17 protein-coding genes and 1 rRNA gene are annotated in these 19,327 nt (G+C 67.7%); 4 read left to right on the top strand and 14 right to left on the bottom strand.

Features of this window, described 5'->3' with window-relative positions:
- From G341_RS0114155 to argC, 13 genes are all read right to left on the bottom strand, one after another.
- Positions 1 to 224, bottom strand: a 16S ribosomal RNA gene (locus tag G341_RS0114155); the annotation flags it as partial.
- Between the two features lie 386 nt (positions 225 to 610).
- Entirely contained in the window at positions 611 to 1,882 is a 1,272-nt protein-coding gene (gene tyrS, locus G341_RS0114150; RefSeq protein WP_018179808.1) for a tyrosine--tRNA ligase, read from the bottom strand.
- Positions 1,879 to 2,517, bottom strand: coding sequence for a DNA-3-methyladenine glycosylase (locus tag G341_RS0114145; protein WP_018179807.1), 639 nt, complete (start codon positions 2,515 to 2,517; stop codon positions 1,879 to 1,881). The genes tyrS and G341_RS0114145 overlap by 4 nt, the downstream gene beginning before the upstream one ends.
- Positions 2,518 to 2,534: 17 nt before the next feature.
- A complete protein-coding gene (locus G341_RS0114140) occupies positions 2,535 to 2,765 on the bottom strand; it encodes a Trm112 family protein (protein ID WP_018179806.1) in 231 nt (76 codons plus the stop codon).
- Positions 2,752 to 5,700 carry an AMP-binding protein gene (locus G341_RS22130; RefSeq protein WP_018179805.1) on the bottom strand — a complete coding sequence of 983 codons (2,949 nt, stop codon included), beginning with the start codon at positions 5,698 to 5,700 and terminating at the stop codon, positions 2,752 to 2,754. Before G341_RS22130 ends, G341_RS0114140 begins: the two co-directional genes overlap by 14 nt.
- 76 nt (positions 5,701 to 5,776) lie before the next feature.
- Positions 5,777 to 7,210: an argininosuccinate lyase gene (gene argH, locus G341_RS0114130; protein WP_018179804.1), complete on the bottom strand. Its 1,434-nt coding sequence runs from the start codon at positions 7,208 to 7,210 to the stop codon at positions 5,777 to 5,779.
- Positions 7,207 to 8,406, bottom strand: a complete 1,200-nt coding sequence (locus G341_RS0114125) for an argininosuccinate synthase (RefSeq protein WP_018179803.1) — start codon at positions 8,404 to 8,406, stop codon at positions 7,207 to 7,209. Before G341_RS0114125 ends, argH begins: the two co-directional genes overlap by 4 nt.
- 105 nt (positions 8,407 to 8,511) lie before the next feature.
- Complete coding sequence (locus tag G341_RS0114120) at positions 8,512 to 9,000, bottom strand: arginine repressor (RefSeq protein ID WP_018179802.1); 489 nt, start codon at positions 8,998 to 9,000, stop codon at positions 8,512 to 8,514.
- A complete protein-coding gene (gene argF, locus G341_RS0114115) occupies positions 8,997 to 9,920 on the bottom strand; it encodes an ornithine carbamoyltransferase (protein WP_018179801.1) in 924 nt (307 codons plus the stop codon). The genes G341_RS0114120 and argF overlap by 4 nt, the downstream gene beginning before the upstream one ends.
- A 9-nt stretch (positions 9,921 to 9,929) precedes the next feature.
- Positions 9,930 to 11,138 carry an acetylornithine transaminase gene (locus G341_RS0114110; RefSeq protein WP_043451501.1) on the bottom strand — a complete coding sequence of 403 codons (1,209 nt, stop codon included), beginning with the start codon at positions 11,136 to 11,138 and terminating at the stop codon, positions 9,930 to 9,932.
- A complete protein-coding gene (gene argB, locus G341_RS0114105; RefSeq protein ID WP_018179799.1) occupies positions 11,135 to 12,028 on the bottom strand; it encodes an acetylglutamate kinase in 894 nt (297 codons plus the stop codon). Before argB ends, G341_RS0114110 begins: the two co-directional genes overlap by 4 nt.
- The gene (argJ, locus tag G341_RS0114100) at positions 12,025 to 13,215 is read right to left on the bottom strand and encodes a bifunctional glutamate N-acetyltransferase/amino-acid acetyltransferase ArgJ (RefSeq protein ID WP_018179798.1); all 1,191 of its coding nucleotides are present in this window, start codon (positions 13,213 to 13,215) and stop codon (positions 12,025 to 12,027) included. The genes argB and argJ overlap by 4 nt, the downstream gene beginning before the upstream one ends.
- Entirely contained in the window at positions 13,212 to 14,249 is a 1,038-nt protein-coding gene (argC, locus tag G341_RS0114095) for an N-acetyl-gamma-glutamyl-phosphate reductase (RefSeq protein WP_018179797.1), read from the bottom strand. The genes argJ and argC overlap by 4 nt, the downstream gene beginning before the upstream one ends.
- 82 nt (positions 14,250 to 14,331) lie before the next feature.
- On the opposite strand from argC, the gene G341_RS0114090 reads away from it, so the two are divergent.
- Genes G341_RS0114090 through G341_RS0114075 form a run of 4 tightly spaced genes read left to right on the top strand, consistent with a single transcriptional unit; the run spans position 14,332 to position 16,822 of the window.
- Entirely contained in the window at positions 14,332 to 15,084 is a 753-nt protein-coding gene (locus G341_RS0114090; RefSeq protein WP_018179796.1) for an ABC transporter ATP-binding protein, read from the top strand.
- The gene (locus tag G341_RS0114085; RefSeq protein WP_018179795.1) at positions 15,081 to 15,824 is read left to right on the top strand and encodes an ABC transporter permease; all 744 of its coding nucleotides are present in this window, start codon (positions 15,081 to 15,083) and stop codon (positions 15,822 to 15,824) included. The genes G341_RS0114090 and G341_RS0114085 overlap by 4 nt, the downstream gene beginning before the upstream one ends.
- A complete protein-coding gene (locus tag G341_RS0114080; protein WP_018179794.1) occupies positions 15,821 to 16,429 on the top strand; it encodes a TetR/AcrR family transcriptional regulator in 609 nt (202 codons plus the stop codon). Before G341_RS0114085 ends, G341_RS0114080 begins: the two co-directional genes overlap by 4 nt.
- Before the next feature lie 12 nt (positions 16,430 to 16,441).
- Complete coding sequence (locus G341_RS0114075) at positions 16,442 to 16,822, top strand: VOC family protein (RefSeq protein ID WP_018179793.1); 381 nt, start codon at positions 16,442 to 16,444, stop codon at positions 16,820 to 16,822.
- Between the two features lie 6 nt (positions 16,823 to 16,828).
- Here the strand turns inward: G341_RS0114075 and pheT are convergent, their stop codons facing one another.
- Positions 16,829 to 19,306 (bottom strand): phenylalanine--tRNA ligase subunit beta, encoded by a 2,478-nt coding sequence (pheT, locus tag G341_RS0114070; RefSeq protein ID WP_018179792.1) that lies wholly within the window; start codon positions 19,304 to 19,306, stop codon positions 16,829 to 16,831.
- Positions 19,307 to 19,327: the final 21 nt, after the last annotated feature.

Here is a 19,327-nt window from a genome sequence, read left to right as displayed (position 1 = left end):
CCCCAACCGCACAAGGCTTTCCACCACCAGACATGCATCCAATGGTCCTATCCGGTATTAGACCCAGTTTCCCAGGCTTATCCCGAAGTTGAGGGCAGATCACCCACGTGTTACTCACCCGTTCGCCACTCGAGTACCTAGCAAGCTAGGCCTTTCCGTTCGACTTGCATGTGTTAAGCACGCCGCCAGCGTTCGTCCTGAGCCAGGATCAAACTCTCCAACAAAACCCAATCAAAACAACCAGGCCTCAAAAGATGCTTAATCCAGACACCAACAAACATGGCATCCAAAAAAACAAAAAACAAAACAAAAACAACCACCCACCCCAAACAACCCCCACCCACAAAAGAGCAGAAAATCATCCCAAGGCAGGCCAGCCATTCAAAAATGGCACTAAACAATCCACCAACACACTATCAAGTTCTCAAAGAACACACACCGACCGGCGCTCAGATTATCTCTTCGCTTTCCGATCAATTATGCCGCACCTTAGGGCGACCTCTACCAACGTACCTTGTTCTGGTCCGTTGTTTTGGCCCCGCTCTGCGGTGCGAAAAGAAAGTTACACGCGTACGAACACCGCGTCAAATCGCCTGGTCAGAGGCGGTTCTCAGCCGATGCGTGCACCACCGAACGACTTCTTGCCACGCCGGATAACCGCCCAACGACCATGCAACAAGTGGTCGGCGCCACATTTCCAATTCTCGTCGACGATCTTCTCGTTGTTCACGTACGCGCCGCCCTCCCCGACGGCCCGGCGCGCGGCCTTGTTGCTGTCGGACAGGCCGGCGTCGACCAGCAGCTCGACGATCGTCGGCTCAGCGCCGGCGTCGTAGCTCGCTACGGTGGTCTCGCTCAACGCCGCGGCCAGCGTGTTCTCGTCGAGCCCGGCGAGATCACCGCGCCCGAACAGCGCCTGACTGGCCAGTTCGACGGCGGCGGTCTGGTCAGCGCCGTGCACCAGCGTCGTCATCTCCGCAGCCAGGCGTTTCTGCGCCAACCGCAGATGCGGGGTCTCTTCGGTGGCCTTTTCCAGCTCGGCGATCTCCTCGCGACCAAGGAAGGTGAACCATTTCAGGTACCGGACGACATCGGCGTCGGCAGTGTTCACGAAGTACTGGTACCAGGCGTATGGGCTGGTCAACTCCGGATCGAGCCAGAGGCTGCCGCCCCCGGTGGACTTGCCGAACTTCTTGCCGTCGGACGAGGTCACCAGCGGTGTGGTCAACGCATGCAGCACGGTGCCGTCCACCCGCCGGGCCAGGTCGACGCCGCCGACGATGTTGCCCCATTGGTCGGAGCCGCCCACCTGCAGCAGGCATCCGTGCATGCGGTTGAGCTGCAGGAAGTCGTTCGACTGCAGCAACAGGTAGCTGAACTCGGTGTAGCTGATGCCGTCCCCATCGAGCCGCCGCTTGATGGTGTCGCGGGCGAGCATCACGTTGACCGAGAAATGCTTGCCGATATCGCGCAGGAAATCGACGACCGACAGGTTGCCGGCCCAATCCATGTTGTTCGCGACCACGGCGCCGGTCGGGCTTTCGTCGAAGTCGACGAACCGTTCCAGCTGTGACCTGATCCGGTCGGCCCACTGCGACACGGTGTCGGCCTCATGCATCGCGCGTTCGCCGACATCACGTGGGTCGCCGATGAGCCCGGTGGCGCCGCCGGCCAACACGATCGGCCGGTGCCCGAACTGCTGGAAGCGGCGCAGCGTCAGCAGCGGGACCAGATGCCCGGCGTGCAGGCTCGACGCCGTCGGATCGAACCCCGCATACAACGACACCACCTGGGACTCGAGCACTTTGCGCAGCTCGTCGAGGTCGGTGGACTGCGCGATCAGGCCACGCCAGGTCAGGTCATCGATGATGTCGGCACTCACACCACCGATCTTTCCGCATCACCGTCGACCAGGTCGACCGGGGCACGGGGGCTGCGGCGGTAGGCCGACACCGCCGGCGAACAGGCGACCCAGAGCCGCCACGGCCGGTCGGCGGCCATCGCCACTCCGACCCGGGGTCCTTCGGCGATCTCGGACGGACTCAGCGGCTGCGGCACCAGCCGTAGCGTCGAATCTGCACCGAATACGTCGATTCCGTTGTCCGACAGCTCGATTCCCATCGCGGTGCCGACATTGCCCGGCCCGCTCGCGAGCCGGTGATCCGCCAGCGGTCGTCCGCGACGGGCCTGCACCACGTCGAGCCCGCGCTCGATCTGCAAGGCGCGCAACAACACTCCGCCGCAGCGATCCGCCGGGCCGTAGGAGATGTTCATGCACAGATGGATGCCGTACGACCGATACACGTACAGGTGTCCGGCCTCGCCGAACATCACCTGATTCCGCGGCGTGCGGCCGCGATAGCCGTGCGACGCCGGATCCGGGAACGGCGTATCCGGTCCGGCTCCGTAGGCCTCGACCTCGACGATGCGGGCCACGATCACCCCGTCCGGGGTCGTGCGATGGAGCCGTCCGCCCAGGATCAACCGCGCCGCCGACGTCGGGTCGGCGGCGGTCAATCGGCTTCGGTACGAGGCTATTTCGCCTCACCCGCACGGGCCATCAGATCCTGATGCTCGGCCTCGTCGACCTCGATCGAATCGCCGATCAGCAGGTTGGGAATGCCCTCATCGTCGATCGCGTACTTGCGCCGCAACCTCGGGTTGTACAGCCAGCGATCGTCGACCAGGGTCAACGGACCGTGGTCGCTCGGGCAGGCCAGGAGCGCGAGCAGCTCGTCATCGAACAAGGTTCTATCCAGCGCCATTCTCGTCTCCCGGGGTCTCGATCCAGCCCTGCTCGAGCGCAGCCGAGCGGGTCAGTTTCCGAAGCTTGCCATCGGCATCGCGGTACCAGACGCGCGACCCACCCCACGGGATGCCCTGCTGGCGCAGCTTGGTCATGCTCGCGCGATACGCCGAGGTCAGCGGGATGTGGTCGACGATCTGGATGATGTGCGGACGCTCGATGGCCGGCATTCCGGCCAGTGCCAGCCGCAGCTGCGCGACCGTCGGCGCCGTCGAACCGGGCCGCGGCGACACCGAGGCCACCGCGATCTGCTCACCGGGCTCGCCGAAGCCCAGCACCACCGCCTGCTCCACCTGTTCCATCCGGGTGAGGACGTCCAGGATCGGCTTCGGGTAGATCGGGCCGTCGGCCGAGCGCACCACATTGTGGACGGTGCCCATCAGCCAGTAGTCGCCGTCGGAGTCACGTCGAAACAGACGGTCGGTGGTGACCCAGCGGTCGCCGCGGTTGAACACATCCCGCAGCACCGTCGCGCCGACTTCCTGGCGCTGCCGCGCCGACGACAGCAGCAGCCCGACCGATTCGGTCTCGGCTTCGGCGACGAACCCGCGGCGATCGGTGATGAACCGGTCCTCCATCGGGTCGTACGCCGCCAGCCGCACCTTGTTGGTCTCCGGCAGCGGGCGACCGGCACTGCCGACCTTGTTGCCCGACACGTTGGCCAGGATTGCCGAACCATCCGATGTCGCAAAGAAATCCAGCACGCGCGCCGACGGGAACCGGTCGACGACGTCGTCCCACAGCCCGACCGGCATGCCCGATCCCATGAACAGCCGGATCGGGTTGTGGTCGCCGATCGCAAGATCCTTGTCGCGCACCACTTCCTGCAGCATCGTCCAGGTGTACGAGACGACGGTGACGCCGTAGCGGTAGACCTCGTCGGCGAATCGCTTCGGCTCCACCTCCGACGACAACGCGATCCGCGCGCCGCCGACGACGGTCGCGCCGAGCGTGGTGAGCAGGCCCGACGCGTGGTGCAGCGGAGTCAGGCAGTAGACGGTGTCGTCGGCGGTCAGTGTCGCGGCCGACGCCGATCCGAAGGCCGAGAGCGCCCAGCGGTGGTTGGTGACCGGCCACTTCTCCAATGTGGTTCCGGCACGGGCGAACAGGATGAACGCGAGGTCGCCGGCCAGGCCCGGGTCCGGGCGATACCACCGCGGCAGCTCCACCTCGTCCGGGTCGATCTGCTCCATGTCGATGATGCGCTCGCCGTCGGCCTGCGCGATGGTGCGCACGTCGCCGCCACCCAGGACCAGTACCCGGTCGGCCGCCGCGGCCGCGCGGTCGAGGTTCACCGGGTCGGCGATGACCGTCGTGCAGTCGCCGAGCCGCAGCGCGTGCGGCAGATCGCTGTCGGGCGCGAGCAGAACGGCGACCGCGCCCAGCCGGGACAGCGCCGCGATCGCGACCAGGGCGCTCGGCCGAGTCTCCATGATGACCCCGATGTGGCTGCCCGGGCGGACGCCGCACGAGATGAGGCCACGCACCACGTTGTCGATGCGCTCGTTGACCTCGCGGTGGCTGAGCACTCGGTCCTCGAACAGGAAGAGCTCGTGCCGTCCGTGCCGCGCGGCATTCTCGTTCATCAACTTGCCCAACGAGATTCGCGTGCCCGACTGGATCTGTCCGAGACGGACCAGCCGCGGCAGCGTGCGCACCGACTCGCGCACGACGGCCTGCGACGTGCGACGGACGGAGTCGGCGGCGCCGAGGATGTCCCGGCTCGCACCGGCACCCACATCGACGACCGCACTCAGCCCATGCGTCAGGCGCGACGACACACTCACACCTGAATCATCCGCGTCGTCCATCGGATGGACAAGGTTCGGCATGTCGCCGCTGCCGTCACGCCAACGGATCCACTCGGCCGCGGTCGGCCAGGTCTGATTCGACGCGGTCGAGCCGACCACCATGCCGAAATGCCCGGTGGGCACCGTGGCCTCGTATACCTGCGCGCGCGGCGCGGCGCGAAGAATGCCGCGGACGGCGGCCGGCTGTCCGATGTCGTCAGCCGAACCGACGAAAGCCAGTACCGGGCAGGTGATTTCGGCCAGCGTCACCAGCTGGTCGTCGATCACGAAGCCGCCCGACATCATGCGGTTGTGCGCGACGAATTGCCGCAGCAGTTCGGCGATCGCCGGACCCGACCAGGCCACCCAGCCGTCGTTCTCCAGGAATCGCCGCTGATCCTCGCGCGGCAGCAGGGCGTCGCGGTCGTGCAACTGACGCACGAACTCGATGCGTGCCCGGGCGGTCTTCACCGGATCGAGCAGCTGAAAACCGGTGCGCGCCAACCATCCCGGGATCGCGATTCGGTTGAACACGTTGTCCGCGAGGAACTGCGCGCCCGGCGCGGCCAGATTCGCGGGCAGACCCATCGGCAGTGCGTTGAGCACATCGACCGGGCTGCCGAAGGTGATCAGGCTGGCGAGGCCGGCGGACCGGCGGAAGGCCGCGGTCTGGTAGCAGAACATGCCGCCCTGCGAGTAGCCCGCGAGATGGACGTCCCGATTCGTCACGGCCCGAACACGATCGACGACGTCACTGGTCGCGACGATGTGGTCGGCCAGCGTCCGATCCATGCCGCCCTCGACCTTGTCGGGCGAACCGAAGTCGACGACCCACGGATCGAGTCCCGCGGCCCGCAGGATGCTGACCGCGCCGTTCTGCGGCGTGACGTCGAACAGATTGGCCGACATCATCATCGGGTGCACCAGCACCACCGGCGGTCCGTCCGGAACATCGTCGGGGAAGTACCGCCGCAGCTGATACATCGGTTCTGTGTCGACGATTTGGTAGGGCGACGGCTGGGTGCCGGTCTCCAATCCGCCCATGCGGATCACTTCCAGCCCGTTCTGGGCCGTCGCCACTACCCGGTCGAGCGCGCGACCCATGTTCGGAATACCCGGCACGCGGAACCTCCAGTTGAATGTCATGAGCTATCCGACCCGCTTAGTGATGTACGTCACTCTACTGGGTGCCGCCAGCGGCCCAGTCACGTAGTTCCGCGGCGACCGCGATCACCCGTTCCTGCTGCTCGGCGACGCGCGCACCGGCGGTGCCACCGCGCGCGTCCCGGGAGGCGATCGAACCGTCGACCGTCAGCACCTCGCGCACCTGCGGGGTGAGGCGCGCATCGATCTCCGCGAGATCGGCGTCGGTCAGATCCTCCAACCCGATGTCCTTGGCCTCCGCCGCGCGGACTGCCGCACCGGCCACCTCATGCGCATCGCGGAACGGGGTGCCCTGCCGGACCAGCCACTCGGCGATGTCGGTGGCCAGGGTGAAGCCCGCCGGCGCCAGCTCGGCGAGCCGCTCGGGGTGGAACGTCAGCGTGCGGGTCAATCCCGCGAACGCCGGCAGCAGCAGCACCAGCTGCGCCACCGAGTCGAACACCGGTTCCTTGTCCTCCTGCAGGTCCCGGTTGTAGGCCAGCGGCTGCGCCTTGAGCGTCGCGAGCAGTCCGGTGAGATTGCCGATCAACCGCCCGGTCTTGCCGCGGGTCAGCTCGGCGACGTCCGGATTCTTCTTCTGCGGCATGATCGAGCTGCCGGTCGACCACTCATCGGCCAGCGTCACATAGCCGTATTCCGGTGTGCTCCATGAGATGATCTCTTCAGCGAACCGCGACAGATCCACCGCTGTCATTGCGAGCACCCAGGCCGCCTCCGCCGCGAAGTCGCGAGAACTGGTGGCATCGATGGAATTGTCCGCAGCGGCGTCGAATCCCAGCTCGGCCGCGATCTGGTCCGGATTGAGGCCGAGAGACGAACCCGCCAGCGCGCCCGAGCCATAGGGCGAGATCGCGGCGCGCTTGTCGAAGTCGCGCAGCCGCTGCACATCCCGTAGCAGCGGGTGCGCGTGCGCCAGCAGCTGATGCGACAGCAGCACCGGCTGCGCCGCCTGCGAGTGGGTCTTGCCCGGCATCGGCACATTCGGGTGTGATCTCGCCTGCGCGACAAGCGCATCCACTACGTCGAGCACCCCGGCCGCGACGACGCGGGCGGCGTCGCGCAGCCACATCCGGAACAGCGTCGCCACCTGGTCGTTGCGCGAACGGCCGGCACGCAACCGACCACCCACCTCGGGGCCGACCCGCTCTATCAGGCCGCGTTCGAGCGCGCCGTGGACGTCCTCGTCCGACTCCGCCGCGGCGAATGCGCCCGACGCGACATCATCGGCCAGCCGCGACAGACCGTCGAGCATCGTCGCCAGGTCGGCATCGGTGAGCAGCCCGGCCGCGTTGAGGACCCGGGCATGCGCCTGCGACGCGCGAATGTCGTACGGCGCCAACGCCCAATCGAAATGCGTCGACTTGCTGAGCGCCGCCATGGCGTCGGCCGGGCCGGACGCGAACCGACCGCCCCAGAGCGCGCCCTCGTTGGTCGACCCCGGTGTCGTCACAGGCCCAGGTCGCGCTTCGCCGCGATCTTCGAGGACAGCCCGTGCAGCTGTACGAAGCCCTTGGCGTTGGACTGGTCGAAGGTGTCGCCCTCGTCGTAGGTGGCGAGGTTGAAGTCGTACAGCGACTCGCCCGAACGCCGGCCGTTGATGATGATCGAACCGCCGTGCAGCACCAGCCGGATGTCGCCGGAGACGTGCTCCTGGGTGTGTGCGACGAAGGTGTCCAGCGCGCGCTTGAGCGGTGAGTACCAGAGGCCGTCGTAGACCTGCTCGGCCCACTTCTGGTCGACGTGGCGCTTGTAGCGGCCCAGCTCGCGCTCCAGCGTGACGTGCTCGAGCTCCTCGTGGGCGCGGATCAGCACCATGGCGCCCGGCGCCTCGTAGATCTCGCGGCTCTTGATGCCGACCAGCCGGTCCTCGACCACGTCGAGGCGGCCGACACCCTGCGCGCCGGCGCGGCGGTTGAGTTCGACGATCGCCTCCAGGATCGACACCGGCTTGCCGTCGATGGCGATCGGACGCCCCTTGTCGAACGTGATGATCAGCTCGTCGGGAGCATTGAAGTGGACCGTCGGATCCTCGGTGTAGTCGTAGACGTCCTTGGTCGGCGCGTTCCACAGATCCTCGAGGAAACCGGTCTCCACCGCACGGCCCCACACGTTCTGGTCGATCGAGAACGGCGAACGCTTGGTGACGTTGATCGGGATGTCGTTCTCCTCCGCGAAGGCGATGGCCTTCTCCCGCGTCCAGGCGTAATCACGCACCGGCGCAAGCACATCCAGCTCAGGCGCGAGGGTGTTGAAGCCGACCTCGAAGCGCACCTGGTCATTGCCCTTACCGGTGCAACCGTGCGCGACGACGGTGCCGCCGTGGTCGCGGGCCGCGGTCACGAGATGCTTGACGATCAGCGGCCGGCTGATGGCCGAGACCAGCGGGTAGCGGTCCATGTAGAGCGCGTTCGCGGTGATGGTCGGCAGGCAGTATTCGTCGGCGAACTCGTCGCGGGCGTCCACGACGATCGACTCGACGGCGCCGCAGTCGAGAGCGCGCTGCCGCACGACTTCCATGTCCTCGCCGCCCTGGCCCAGGTCGATGGCGACGGCGACGACCTCTTTGCCGGTCTCCTTGCCGATCCAGCTGATGGCGACCGAGGTGTCGAGGCCACCGGAATAGGCAAGTACAACGCGTTCAGCCATGGTGCTGGAACTCCTTTTTGCTGCGATTTCTGTCGGGTCTGATTATTGCTTGTCGGGGTGCGAGCGCTGCCGTCAGGCCAGCAGTTTGTTTACGCGCGAGACGTGTCAGGCCAGGCGCTCGATCAATTCGGCCAACTGGCCTCCGGTCAGCGGCTCGCGGGCCACGACCAGGATCGTGTCGTCCCCCGCGATCGTGCCGACCACTTCGGACAGATTGGCCCGGTCGAGGGCGCTCGCCAGATAGCCAGCCGCGCCGGGCGGGGTGCGCAGAACGGCCAGGTTGCCGCTGGAATCGGTGGACACCAGCAGCTCGGCGAGCAGCCGCGAGAGCCGGTCGGTGCCGCCGGCCACCCCGCGCACCGGCGAGCCGTCTTCGGGCACCACGTAAACGCCGGCGCCGCCGTCGGCTGCGCGCAGCTTCACCGCGCCCAGCTCGTCGAGATCGCGGGACAACGTCGCCTGGGTGGCCTCGATTCCCTCCTCGGCCAGCAACGACTGCAGCTCGGTCTGGCTGCGCACGGTCCCGCGCGACAGGATCTCGACGATCCGCGCATGCCGCCCGGCCCGATTGGTGGCGATGCCGCCGGTGGTCATGAGTGTTCCAACAACCACACCAGCAGCGCTTTCTGGGCGTGCAGGCGATTCTCGGCCTCGTCGAAGACGACGCTCTGCGGTCCGTCGATCACCTCGTCGGTGATCTCTTCGCCGCGATGCGCGGGAAGGCAATGCAGCACAATCGCTTTCGGATCGGCAAGCGCCAGTAGCTCCGCATTGATCTGGTACGGCCGGAACGGTCCGACGCGGTCGAGCCCGTCCTCCTCCTGCCCCATCGACGTCCACGTGTCGGTGACGACGACATCCGCACCGGCGACCGCCGTGCGCGGGTCGGACTCGATCGTGATCGTCGCACCGGTCTGAGACGCGCGTTCGCGTGCCGCGTCGACGAAGCGCGGATCGGGCTGGAAATCTGCCGCGGCACTGATGATCACGTGCATGCCGGCGGTGGCGCCACCGAGCATGTACGAGTGCGCCATGTTGTTGGCACCGTCCCCCAGGTACGTCATGGTCAGTCCGGCGACCGCGCCCTTGTGCTCGGCGATGGTCTGCAGGTCGGCCAGGATCTGGCACGGGTGGAAATCGTCGGACAGCGCGTTGACCACCGGCACCGACGCCGCACCGGCGATCGCCTCCAGCCGGTCCTGACCGTAGGTACGCCACACGATCGCCTCGACGAACCGCGACAGCACGCGTCCCGTGTCCTCGAAGGTCTCGTCCCGACCCATCTGGGTCTGACCGCTGTTCACCACCACCGCGTGGCCGCCCAGTTGGGCGACGCCGACCTCGAACGAGAACCGGGTCCGGGTGGAGTTCTTGTCGAACAGCACCGCAACGCCTTGGGGGCCCTCGAGCGGCCGTTTCGAGAACGGCGCCCGTTTCAGGTCGGCCGCGAGCGCCAGCACCTCGGCCTGCTCGGCAGGCGTCAGATCGTCGTCGCGCAGAAAATGTCGAGTCATCGTCAGTACCTAAGCTTTCTGTGCCGTGTGCGATTGGGCGGCATCGAGAATCGCGGGCAGCGCGGCGACGAACCCGTCCGCCTGCTCCTGCGTGAGGATCAGCGGCGGCGCCAGCCGCAGCACATCCGGCGCCGGCGCGTTGATCAGGAATCCGGCGTTCCGCGCCGCGAGGTCGACCTGCGCCGAGATCGGTTGTGTCAGCACCACACCGAGCAGCAGGCCCGCGCCTCGGACATGGTCGACCAGCGGGTGACCGAGTTCCTCGATCCCCGTGGCCAGCGACTTGCCCACGGCGGCAACGTGATCGACCAGCCCTCCGGAGTCGATCTGCGCCAGCACCGACAACGCGGCCGCCGCACACACGGGGTTGCCGCCGAAGGTGGTGCCGTGCTGACCGGGCTGCAGCAGCTCGGCCGCCGAGCCGGTGGCCACGGTCGCGCCGATCGGCAGACCGCCGCCGAGGCCCTTGGCCAGGGTCATCACGTCCGGGACGATCCCCGCCGCCTGATGCGCGAAGAACGTACCGGTCCGGGCGATCCCGGTCTGCACCTCGTCGAGGATCAGCAGCGCGCCGTGCTGCGAGGTGATCTCGCGCGCCGCCGCCAGGTAGTCGGCGGGCGGCACGATGACACCCGACTCCCCCAGGATCGGCTCGAGGATCACCGCGGCCGTCTGCGGGCCGACGGCCGCGCGCAGCGCCCCGGCGTCCCCGAACGGCACGAACCGCACACCCGGCGGCATCGGCTCGAACGGCTCCCGCTTGGCCGGCTGACCGGTCATCGCGAGCGCGCCCATCGTCCGGCCGTGAAAGGCCTTGTCCGCGGCCACGATCTCCGGCCGACCGGTGCGCCGCGCGATCTTGAAAGCCGCCTCGTTCGCCTCGGCTCCCGAGTTGCAGAAGAACACCCGCGCCGGGTGGCCGAATCGTCCGGTCAGCTGTTCGGCCAACGTGATCACCGGCTCGGACGCATACAGATTCGAGACGTGGCCGAGCGTCCGCAGCTGCGAACTCACCGCCTCGACGATGCCGGGATTGGCATGCCCCAACGCATTCACCGCGATGCCGCCCAGCAGATCCAGATACTGCTTGCCGTCGGCATCGGTGACCACGGCCCCCTGGCCCGACACCAGCGCGATCGGCGGGGTGCCGTAGTTGTGCATCAGCGCGGAATCCCACCGCTGCTGCAGGTCTCCTGTTCTTGTTTCGACAGCGCTCATACCCAGGTTCCTTCCGTGCGGGTCACCATGGTGCCGATGCCGTCGGAGGTGAATAGTTCCAGCAGCATCGAATGCGGCACCCGGCCGTCGATGATGTGCGCCTTGGGGACTCCGCCCTCGACCGCGCGCACGCAGGCCTCCATCTTGGGGACCATGCCCGAATCCAGCGACGGCAGCAGTGCTTTCACCCGATCGGCATCGATCGTGGACACCAGCGAATCAGTGTTCGGCCAGTCGGTGTACAGCCCCTCGACGTCCGTCAGCATCACGAGTTTCGCCGCGCCGACCGCCTCTGCCAGTGCCGCTGCCGCCGTGTCGGCGTTGATGTTGTGCACGACGCCGTCCGCGTCGGGCGCGATCGTCGACACGACCGGAATCCGTCCGGCGGCAAGCAGATCCGTCACCGCGTCGGGATTGACCGCGGTCACGTCGCCGACCAGCCCGATATCTGTCTGGGCGCCGTCGACCTGCACCGTCCGTCGCGTCGCGGTGAACAGATGCGCGTCCTCACCGGAGATGCCCACCGCGTAGGGCCCGTATGCGTTGATCAGCCCGACCAGCTCTCGGCCGACCTGACCGAACAGCACCATCCGCGCAACATCGAGCACCTCGGGCGTGGTCACCCGGAAGCCGCCGCGGAATTCGCCTTCCATGCCCAGCCGTTTCAGCATCGCCGAGATCTGCGGCCCCCCGCCGTGCACCACGATCGGGTGGATGCCGCAGGTGCGCAGGAACACCATGTCGCTCGCGAACGCGGCTTTGAGTTCGTCGTCGATCATCGCGTTGCCGCCGTATTTGACGACGATGATCTTGTCGTGGAACTCCTGCAGCCACGGCAGCGCCTCGGACAGCATCGCGGCCTTCTGCTTCGCCATGTCCAGGTCGGTCATGACGAGTACGCCGAGTTCTCTTCGACGTACGCGTGCGACAGGTCCGTCGTCCGGATCGTCACCTCGGCGTCCCCCATGGCCAGGTCGATCACCAGCGCGATGTCTTCACCGCTCAGGTCGACCTCGCGCGCGCCGGGCGCGCCCATGCCGTCGATGCAGACCGGCGAACCGTTGAATTCGACCCGAATCCTGTCCGGATCCAGTTCGATCGGTGCGATGCCGATCGCCGCGAGCACCCGGCCCCAGTTCGGATCGGACCCGAACAGCGCCGTCTTCACCAGGGAGTCGCGCGCCACCGTCCGCGCACCGATGAGCGCGTCCTGTTCGCTCGCCGCGCCCGTGACCGTCACCGTGATCCGCTTGGTGACCCCTTCGGCATCGGCCATCAGCTGCGCGGCGAGGTCGTCACAGACGGCCAGCACCGCGGCGTTGAGCTCATCCTGGCTCGGCGTGATCTCACTCGCCCCGGATGCCAGCAGCAGCACGGTGTCGTTCGTCGACGTCGCGCCGTCGACGTCCAGCCGATCGAAGGTCTGCCGGGTCGCGTTCCGCAGCGCGACATCCAGCTGATCGGCCGTCGCGCGGACATCGGTGGTGAGTACCACCAGCATCGTCGCGAGCGCAGGTGCCAGCATCCCGGCGCCCTTGGCCATGCCGCCGACATTCCAGCCGGTGGCATGCGCCGCAGCCTGTTTCGGAACGGTGTCGGTGGTCATGATGGCGTACGCGGCGTCGGTACCGCCGTTCATGCCACCGCCCATCTCATGCACGATCTCGGTGACTCCGGCGAGCACCTTGTCCATCGGCAACCGATCGCCGATCAGGCCGGTCGAGCAGACGGCGACCTCGCCCGCGCCGGTCTCGGTCCCCCAGTCGCTCAGCGCCGCGGCCACCGCCTCGGCCGTCGCATGGGTGTCCTGGAAGCCGCCGGGGCCCGTACACGCATTGGCCCCACCGGAATTGAGGATCACCGCCCGCAGCGCGCCGGACTTGAGCACCTGCTGCGACCACAGCACCGGTGCCGCCTTCACCTTGTTCTCAGTGAAGACGCCGGCCGCCGCGTAGTCCGGCCCCTCGTTGAAGACCAGTGCGAGGTCGTGTTTGCCGCTCGGCTTGATGCCGGCCGGAATACCGGCCGCCTTGAATCCCAGCGGCGCCGTAACACCTTGCGAACGGACGAGTTTCACGGTGCGACTCCCACGGTGTCGAGGCCATCGGTCTCTTCCCAGCCCATGGCGAGGTTCATCGATTGAATGGCGCCGCCGCCGGTGCCCTTGGTCAGGTTGTCGATCGCGCCGACGGCGACCAGCACGCCGGCCCGCTCGTCGACGGTGACGCCGAGCTGCACCGCGTTGGACCCGACCACCGATTTGGTCGCCGGCTGCCGCCCGTCCGGCAGCACATGGACGAAGGGCTCGTCGAGATAGAACTTCTCGTACACCGTCCGCGCCTCCTCGGCGGTGGCCGAGGTCCGTGCGGTGCAGGTCGCCAGGATGCCCCGTGGCATCGGCGCCAGCACCGGCGTGAACGACACCGAGACCTCTTGTCCGGCAACGCCGGACAGGTTCTGAATGATCTCCGGGGTGTGCCGGTGCGTTCCGCCGACGCCGTAGGCGCTGACCGAACCCATCACCTCGGAGCCGATCAGATGCGGCTTCGCCGACTTGCCGGCGCCCGACGTGCCGCTCACCGCGACGATCGTCACGTGCGGTTCGATGATCCCCGCGACCACCGCCGGCAACAACGCCAGCGTCGACACCGTTGGATAGCAGCCCGGGACGGCGATCCGCGAAGCGTCCGACAGGGTTTCGCGATTGCCCGGCAGCTCCGGCAGCCCGTACGGCCAGGTGCCGGCGTGGTGACCCCCGTAGTACCGCTCCCATTCGGCCGCATCCTGCAGCCGGAAATCGGCACCGCAGTCGATGATCAGCGTGCCCGGCGCAAGCTGCTCGGCGACCGCGCCGGACGCACCGTGCGGCAGCGCCAGAAAGACGATGTCGTGCCCCCGCAGCACCTCGGGGGTGGTCTCCTGCAGCACCCGACCGGCCAACGGCAGCAGGTGCGGTTGATGCTCACCGAGCGTGGTTCCCGCGTTGGAACCGGCGGTGAGTGCGCCGATCTCCAGTTCGCCCGAGCGCAGTCGCGGATGGCCGAGCAGTAACCGCAATACCTCGCCGCCGGCATACCCACTGGCACCGGCGATCGCCACTGAAGTCGTCATACCCATCATTATGCACCCGGATGCAAATTCATTCATCAACATTTCTCTTGATTCGCAAACTCGCTCGTCATAAATTCATCACATGATGAATTCAACGGTCGCTGACTTATCGGCGGTCAACATCTCCGCCCTGTCGGTGGTCCGCGGCGGCCGCCCCGTCATCGACGACGTATCCGTCCGGGTACCCCGCGGATCGATCACCGGACTGCTCGGGCCGTCCGGCTGCGGCAAGACGACGCTCATGCGCGCGATCATCGGGACACAACGCATCGCGGACGGTTCGGTCTGGGTCTTCGGCGACGACGCCGGGGCCAAGTCGCTGCGCGGCCGGATCGGCTACGTCACCCAGTCCCCCTCCGTCTACGGCGACCTGACGGTCACCGAGAACATCCGCTACTTCGCCGACCTCTCCGCGCCAGGCTCCAAGGCGGCTCGCAACGCGGCGGTATCGCATGCCATCGAGGTGGTCGGACTGACGGCCGAAGCCGGCCGACGAGCCGTGAGCCTGTCGGGCGGCCAGCGCGGGCGGGTATCGCTGGCCTGCGCGCTGGTCGGCGAGCCGGAACTACTCGTGCTGGACGAGCCCACCGTCGGACTCGACCCGGTACTGCGGGTCGAACTCTGGCGCACCTTCGCCGACCTCGCCGCGGCCGGGACGACATTGCTGGTCTCGAGTCATGTCATGGACGAGGCCGAGCACTGCGCCAACCTGATCCTGCTGCGCGAAGGCCGCCTGGTGGCCAATCTGTCGCCGCAGCAGCTGCTGGACCAGACCGGCGAAACCAACATGGAGGCAGCATTTCTCGCTCTCATCGAAGGAGGCGCGGCCCGATGATGATCGCGACCACCGCCCGCGTCCTGCTGCAGCTGCGTGCCGATCGCCGCACGGTCGCGCTGATCCTCATCGTCCCGATCGTGCTGCTGACGCTGCTCTACCTGGTCTATCACGATCAGCCGCACCCGCCGGGCCAGCCGGGCATCTTCAATCACGTCGGCGTGTCGATGCTCGGGATCCTGCCCTTCGCGCTGATGTTCCTGGTGACCTCGATCGCCATGCTGCGCGAACGCAGTTCGGGGACCCTGGAACGACTGTTCACCACCCGGATCCGCAAGTTCGATCTGCTCGCCGGCTACGGCGGCGCCTTCTCGGTGACCGCCGCGGCGCAGGCCGCGCTGCTCTGCGCGATCGCCTTCTGGCTGCTCGACCTCACCGTCGCCGGCAGCGTGGGTTGGATCGTCCTCATCGCCGTGCTGGACGCGGTGCTCGGCGTCGGGCTCGGGCTGCTCGCAAGCGCCTTCGCCCGCACCGAGTTCCAGGCGGTTCAGTTCATGCCCGTCATCGTGTTCCCCCAACTGTTCCTCTGCGGTCTGCTCGTCCCGCGCGGCCAGCTTCCCGGATGGCTCGAATGGATCAGCAACATCCTGCCGCTGAGCTATGCGGTCGACGCCGTCAACCAGGTCGCGCGACACTCCGACCCGACCGGGGAGATGTGGCGCGATATCGCGATCATCGCCGCGTTCGCCGTCGGCGCGCTGGGCCTGGCCGCCGCGTCACTGCGGCGGCAGACGCCATGACCGAGCCATCCGCGGCCGGTCGGCGCACCGGCCGCCGCCCCGGATCGCCTGACACCCGCGACCGCATTCTCACCTCGGCACGCGAGCTGTTCGCGCGCGACGGAATGGACAAGACATCGATGCGGGCGATCGCCGCCGCGGCGGGGGTCGATCCGGCGCTGATCCACCACTACTTCGGCAGCAAGCGCGAGCTCTTCCTCGCCGCGATCGAATTGCCGGTCGACCCCCAGGCGGTGATCAGCGCGCTGGCCGCGGCGCCGGTCGACGAACTCGGCGCAGTGTTGATTCGAAATCTGTTGCAACTCTGGGACTCCGAGGCGCGCGACGCGCTGCTCGCCATCTTCCGATCGAACGTCGCCGCCGGCGACACAGCAGTGATCCGCAGCTTCATCCTCGACGTGATGCTCAAAGATATTGCGCCGCGAGTCGATTCACCACAAGGTAGTGGGCAGACCCGAATCACCCTGGTCGCCAGTCAGGTCTCGGGTCTGCTGCTGACGCGGTATCTGATGAAGTTCGAACCGCTGGCCTCGATGGCCGCCGACGAGGTGGTCGTCGCGGTCGCCCCGACCGTGCAGCGCTACCTGACCGGACGCATCGACTAGGAGACGCCAGACATGGCTTGTCGAATCAGTGAGCTCGTACTCGGATGCCGCGACCCCGAACTGCTGACCCGATTCTGGTGCGACGTGCTCGATTTCGTCGTGCTCGACCGGATGGACGACGGCTCGACGGAAATCGGGCCGGCCGACGGATTCGGTGGTCCGCAGCCGACGATCATCCTCAGTCGCCGCGACGAGCCGGAGCCCGGGAAACTGCGGCTGCACATCGACGTCAACCCGACCGACCGCGACCAGGACGCCGAACTCGAACGGCTGCTGGCACTCGGCGCCCGGCCCGCCGATATCGGCCAAACCGGGCGGGAGCAGTGGCATGTCCTGGCCGACCCCGAGGGCAACGAGTTCTGCCTGCTCAAGGCGCGACTGAACCCGCTCTGACGTCGATCAGGCGCGCAGCTGGGCGCCGACGGCGGCGGCCGCCTCGACCGCCGCGTCGCGCGCTGCGCTGGCCTCGTCCTCGGTCAGCGTTCGATCTGCCGCCCGGAACCGCAGCGCGAAGGTGAGCGACTTGTGGCCCTCACCCACCTGCGGACCGGTGAACTGATCGAACAGCGTGATGTCCTCGAGCAACTCGCCGGCCCCGATGGTCAGGGCCGCCTGCACCGCGGACGCCGGGACCGTGGACGGCACCACGACCGCGAGATCCTGCAGCACCGCCGGGAACGGCGACAGCTGCGGGGCCGGATAGCGGTTCACCAACGGCAGGGCGTCGACATCGATCTCGACGGCGCAGGACCGCGGCGGCAGGCCGAGTCGATCGACCACGGCCGGCGTCAGCTCGCCCGCGTATCCGACGGTCTCCCCGTCCACGGTCACCGCGGCACACCGACCGGGATGCCACGGCTCCTGCTGAGCCGCAACCAGTTCGACGTCCACCCCGGCAGCCTCACCGATGAGGCGGGCCGCCTCGAAGGCATCGGTCGCGTCGGCGGGCCGGCCGGCGCCCCAGGGCCCGGACGGCTCGCGGTTGCCCGCGAGCACCGCGGCGACATGCAGCGGCTGCGTGGGCAATGCGCCGACGATCTCGGCGATCTCGGCGTCGGTCGGGCGCCGGTCGACCGGCGCCGGATCGACAGCGTGCACGTTGTCGCCACCGAAGTAGACCTGCCCGATCGCGTACAGCGACAGGTCACGCTGACCGCGGGACACGTTGCGGGACACCATCTCCAGGAGTCCCGGCAGCAGCGTCGTGTTCAGCTGCGCGCGGTCGGCCTCGAGCGGATTGAGCACCGTGACCGTCCGACGCCGCGAATCGTCGACGGCGATATCGAGCGAATCCAGCGCGCCCGCCGGCATGAACGGGAAGGGCAGCACCTCGATGTAGCCGGACAACGCCAGCGTGGCGCCCACTGCCCGCCGACGACGCTGCGCCGCGGTCAGACCCGTACCGGCCGGCGCCGACGGCAGCTCGACCGGGATGGTGTCGTAGCCCTGCAGGCGCAGCACCTCTTCGACGAGGTCGGCCCGCTCGGCCAGATCGGGACGCCAGCTCGGCGGGGTCACCGTCAGCACGTCGGTGCCCTCGACCCTGGCACCGATCTGTTCCAGCCAGCGCTTCGCGGTGCCCTCCGGGTACGACGTCCCGGCAACCTTGTCGGCGGTATCCGCGGGGAACTCGATACTCGGCGCCGCCGGCATGTCGAGGCGCACGTCGGTGTAGTCGGATTCGATGGTGCCGCCGGCGATCTCGGCGATCAGCCCGGCCGCGCGCTGCAGCGCCACCGCCGTCACCTCCGGATCGACGACCCGCTCGAACCGCTTGCTGGCCTCGCTGCTCAGCTTGTGCCGCTTGACCGTTCGGAACACGGCGACCGGATCGAAGGTCGCCGCCTCGAGCAGGATATCGACGGTGTCGGCGCCGACCTCGGTGTTCGCGCCGCCCATGACGCCGGCCATCGCGATCGGGCCGGACTCATCGGCGATCACCACATCCTCGACATCGAGGGTGCGGACGGCATCGTCGAGGGTCGTGAGCTTCTCCCCCACGGTCGCGCGGCGCACGGTGATGCCGCCGGACAGCTTCGCCGCATCGAACGCATGCAGCGGCTGGCCGAGTTCCATCATCACGTAGTTGGTGACGTCGACGGCCGGCGAGATCGGGCGCACGCCGGCGAGCAGCAGTCGACGCTGCATCCACCACGGCGTCAACGCATTCGGATCGATGCCGCGGATCACCTGGGCGCCGTACCGAGTGGCACCCGACGCGGCGTCGATCGCGACCGGCCATCCGGAGTCCGAGGGCGCCGGTACCGGCACGACCTCCGTGGAACCCGGATCGACGAAGGCGACGTCGAAACTGCCGGCGACCTCCCGCGAGAGGCCGCGCATCGAAAATGCATAGCCGCGGTCCGGGGTCACATTGACGTCGAAGACGGTGTCGGACATGCCGAGCACGTGTTTCGCATCGGCGCCGGGCTCGGCGGTCCCGGGCGGCAGCACGAGGATGCCGCTGTGATCGTGACCGATGCCCAGCTCGCTGACCGAGCAGATCATGCCGTCGGACACCTGGCCGTAGGTCTTGCGCGACGCGATCGCGAACCCGCCCGGCAGCACCGCTCCCGGCAAGGCCGCGACGATCAGGTCACCCTCGGCGAAGTTGCGTGCACCGCAGACGATTCCGCGCGGCTCGGCCTCTCCGACCTCGACCTGGCAGAAGCGGATCGGCTTCTTGAATTCGGTCAGCTCGGTGATCTGCGCGACCCGCCCGACGACCAGCGGCCCGGTGATCTCCGGCAGCGGGTGCACGTCTTCGATCTCGAAGCCGACCCGCACGAAGCCTGCGTCCAGCTCGTCCACGGACGCCGACCAACCGGGCGCGCCCGCCTGCAGCAGCTCAGTCAGCCACGACTGGGAAACTCGCACAACCTTCTCGCTTTCTACGCG

Source organism: Jongsikchunia kroppenstedtii DSM 45133 (assembly GCF_000380485.1).
Classification (GTDB): Bacteria; Actinomycetota; Actinomycetes; order Mycobacteriales; family Mycobacteriaceae; genus Jongsikchunia; species Jongsikchunia kroppenstedtii.
This window is presented reverse-complemented; position numbering and strand designations above follow the sequence as displayed.

Bases quoted from the DNA above. Each gene is read 5' to 3' on its own strand.
- G341_RS0114125 (WP_018179803.1), bottom strand. From the start codon at position 8,406: ATGGCTGAACGCGTTGTACTTGCCTATTCCGGTGGCCTCGACACCTCG.
- argF (WP_018179801.1), bottom strand. From the start codon at position 9,920: ATGACTCGACATTTTCTGCGCGACGACGATCTGACGCCTGCCGAGCAG.
- argB (WP_018179799.1), bottom strand. From the start codon at position 12,028: ATGACCGACCTGGACATGGCGAAGCAGAAGGCCGCGATGCTGTCCGAG.
- G341_RS0114140 (WP_018179806.1), bottom strand. From the start codon at position 2,765: ATGGCGCTGGATAGAACCTTGTTCGATGACGAGCTGCTCGCGCTCCTG.
- G341_RS0114120 (WP_018179802.1), bottom strand. From the start codon at position 9,000: ATGACCACCGGCGGCATCGCCACCAATCGGGCCGGGCGGCATGCGCGG.
- G341_RS22130 (WP_018179805.1), bottom strand. From the start codon at position 5,700: ATGGGTCGCGCGCTCGACCGGGTAGTGGCGACGGCCCAGAACGGGCTG.
- G341_RS0114090 (WP_018179796.1), top strand. From the start codon at position 14,332: ATGATGAATTCAACGGTCGCTGACTTATCGGCGGTCAACATCTCCGCC.
- G341_RS0114080 (WP_018179794.1), top strand. From the start codon at position 15,821: ATGACCGAGCCATCCGCGGCCGGTCGGCGCACCGGCCGCCGCCCCGGA.
- G341_RS0114085 (WP_018179795.1), top strand. From the start codon at position 15,081: ATGATGATCGCGACCACCGCCCGCGTCCTGCTGCAGCTGCGTGCCGAT.
- G341_RS0114110 (WP_043451501.1), bottom strand. From the start codon at position 11,138: ATGAGCGCTGTCGAAACAAGAACAGGAGACCTGCAGCAGCGGTGGGAT.
- argC (WP_018179797.1), bottom strand. From the start codon at position 14,249: ATGACGACTTCAGTGGCGATCGCCGGTGCCAGTGGGTATGCCGGCGGC.
- G341_RS0114075 (WP_018179793.1), top strand. From the start codon at position 16,442: ATGGCTTGTCGAATCAGTGAGCTCGTACTCGGATGCCGCGACCCCGAA.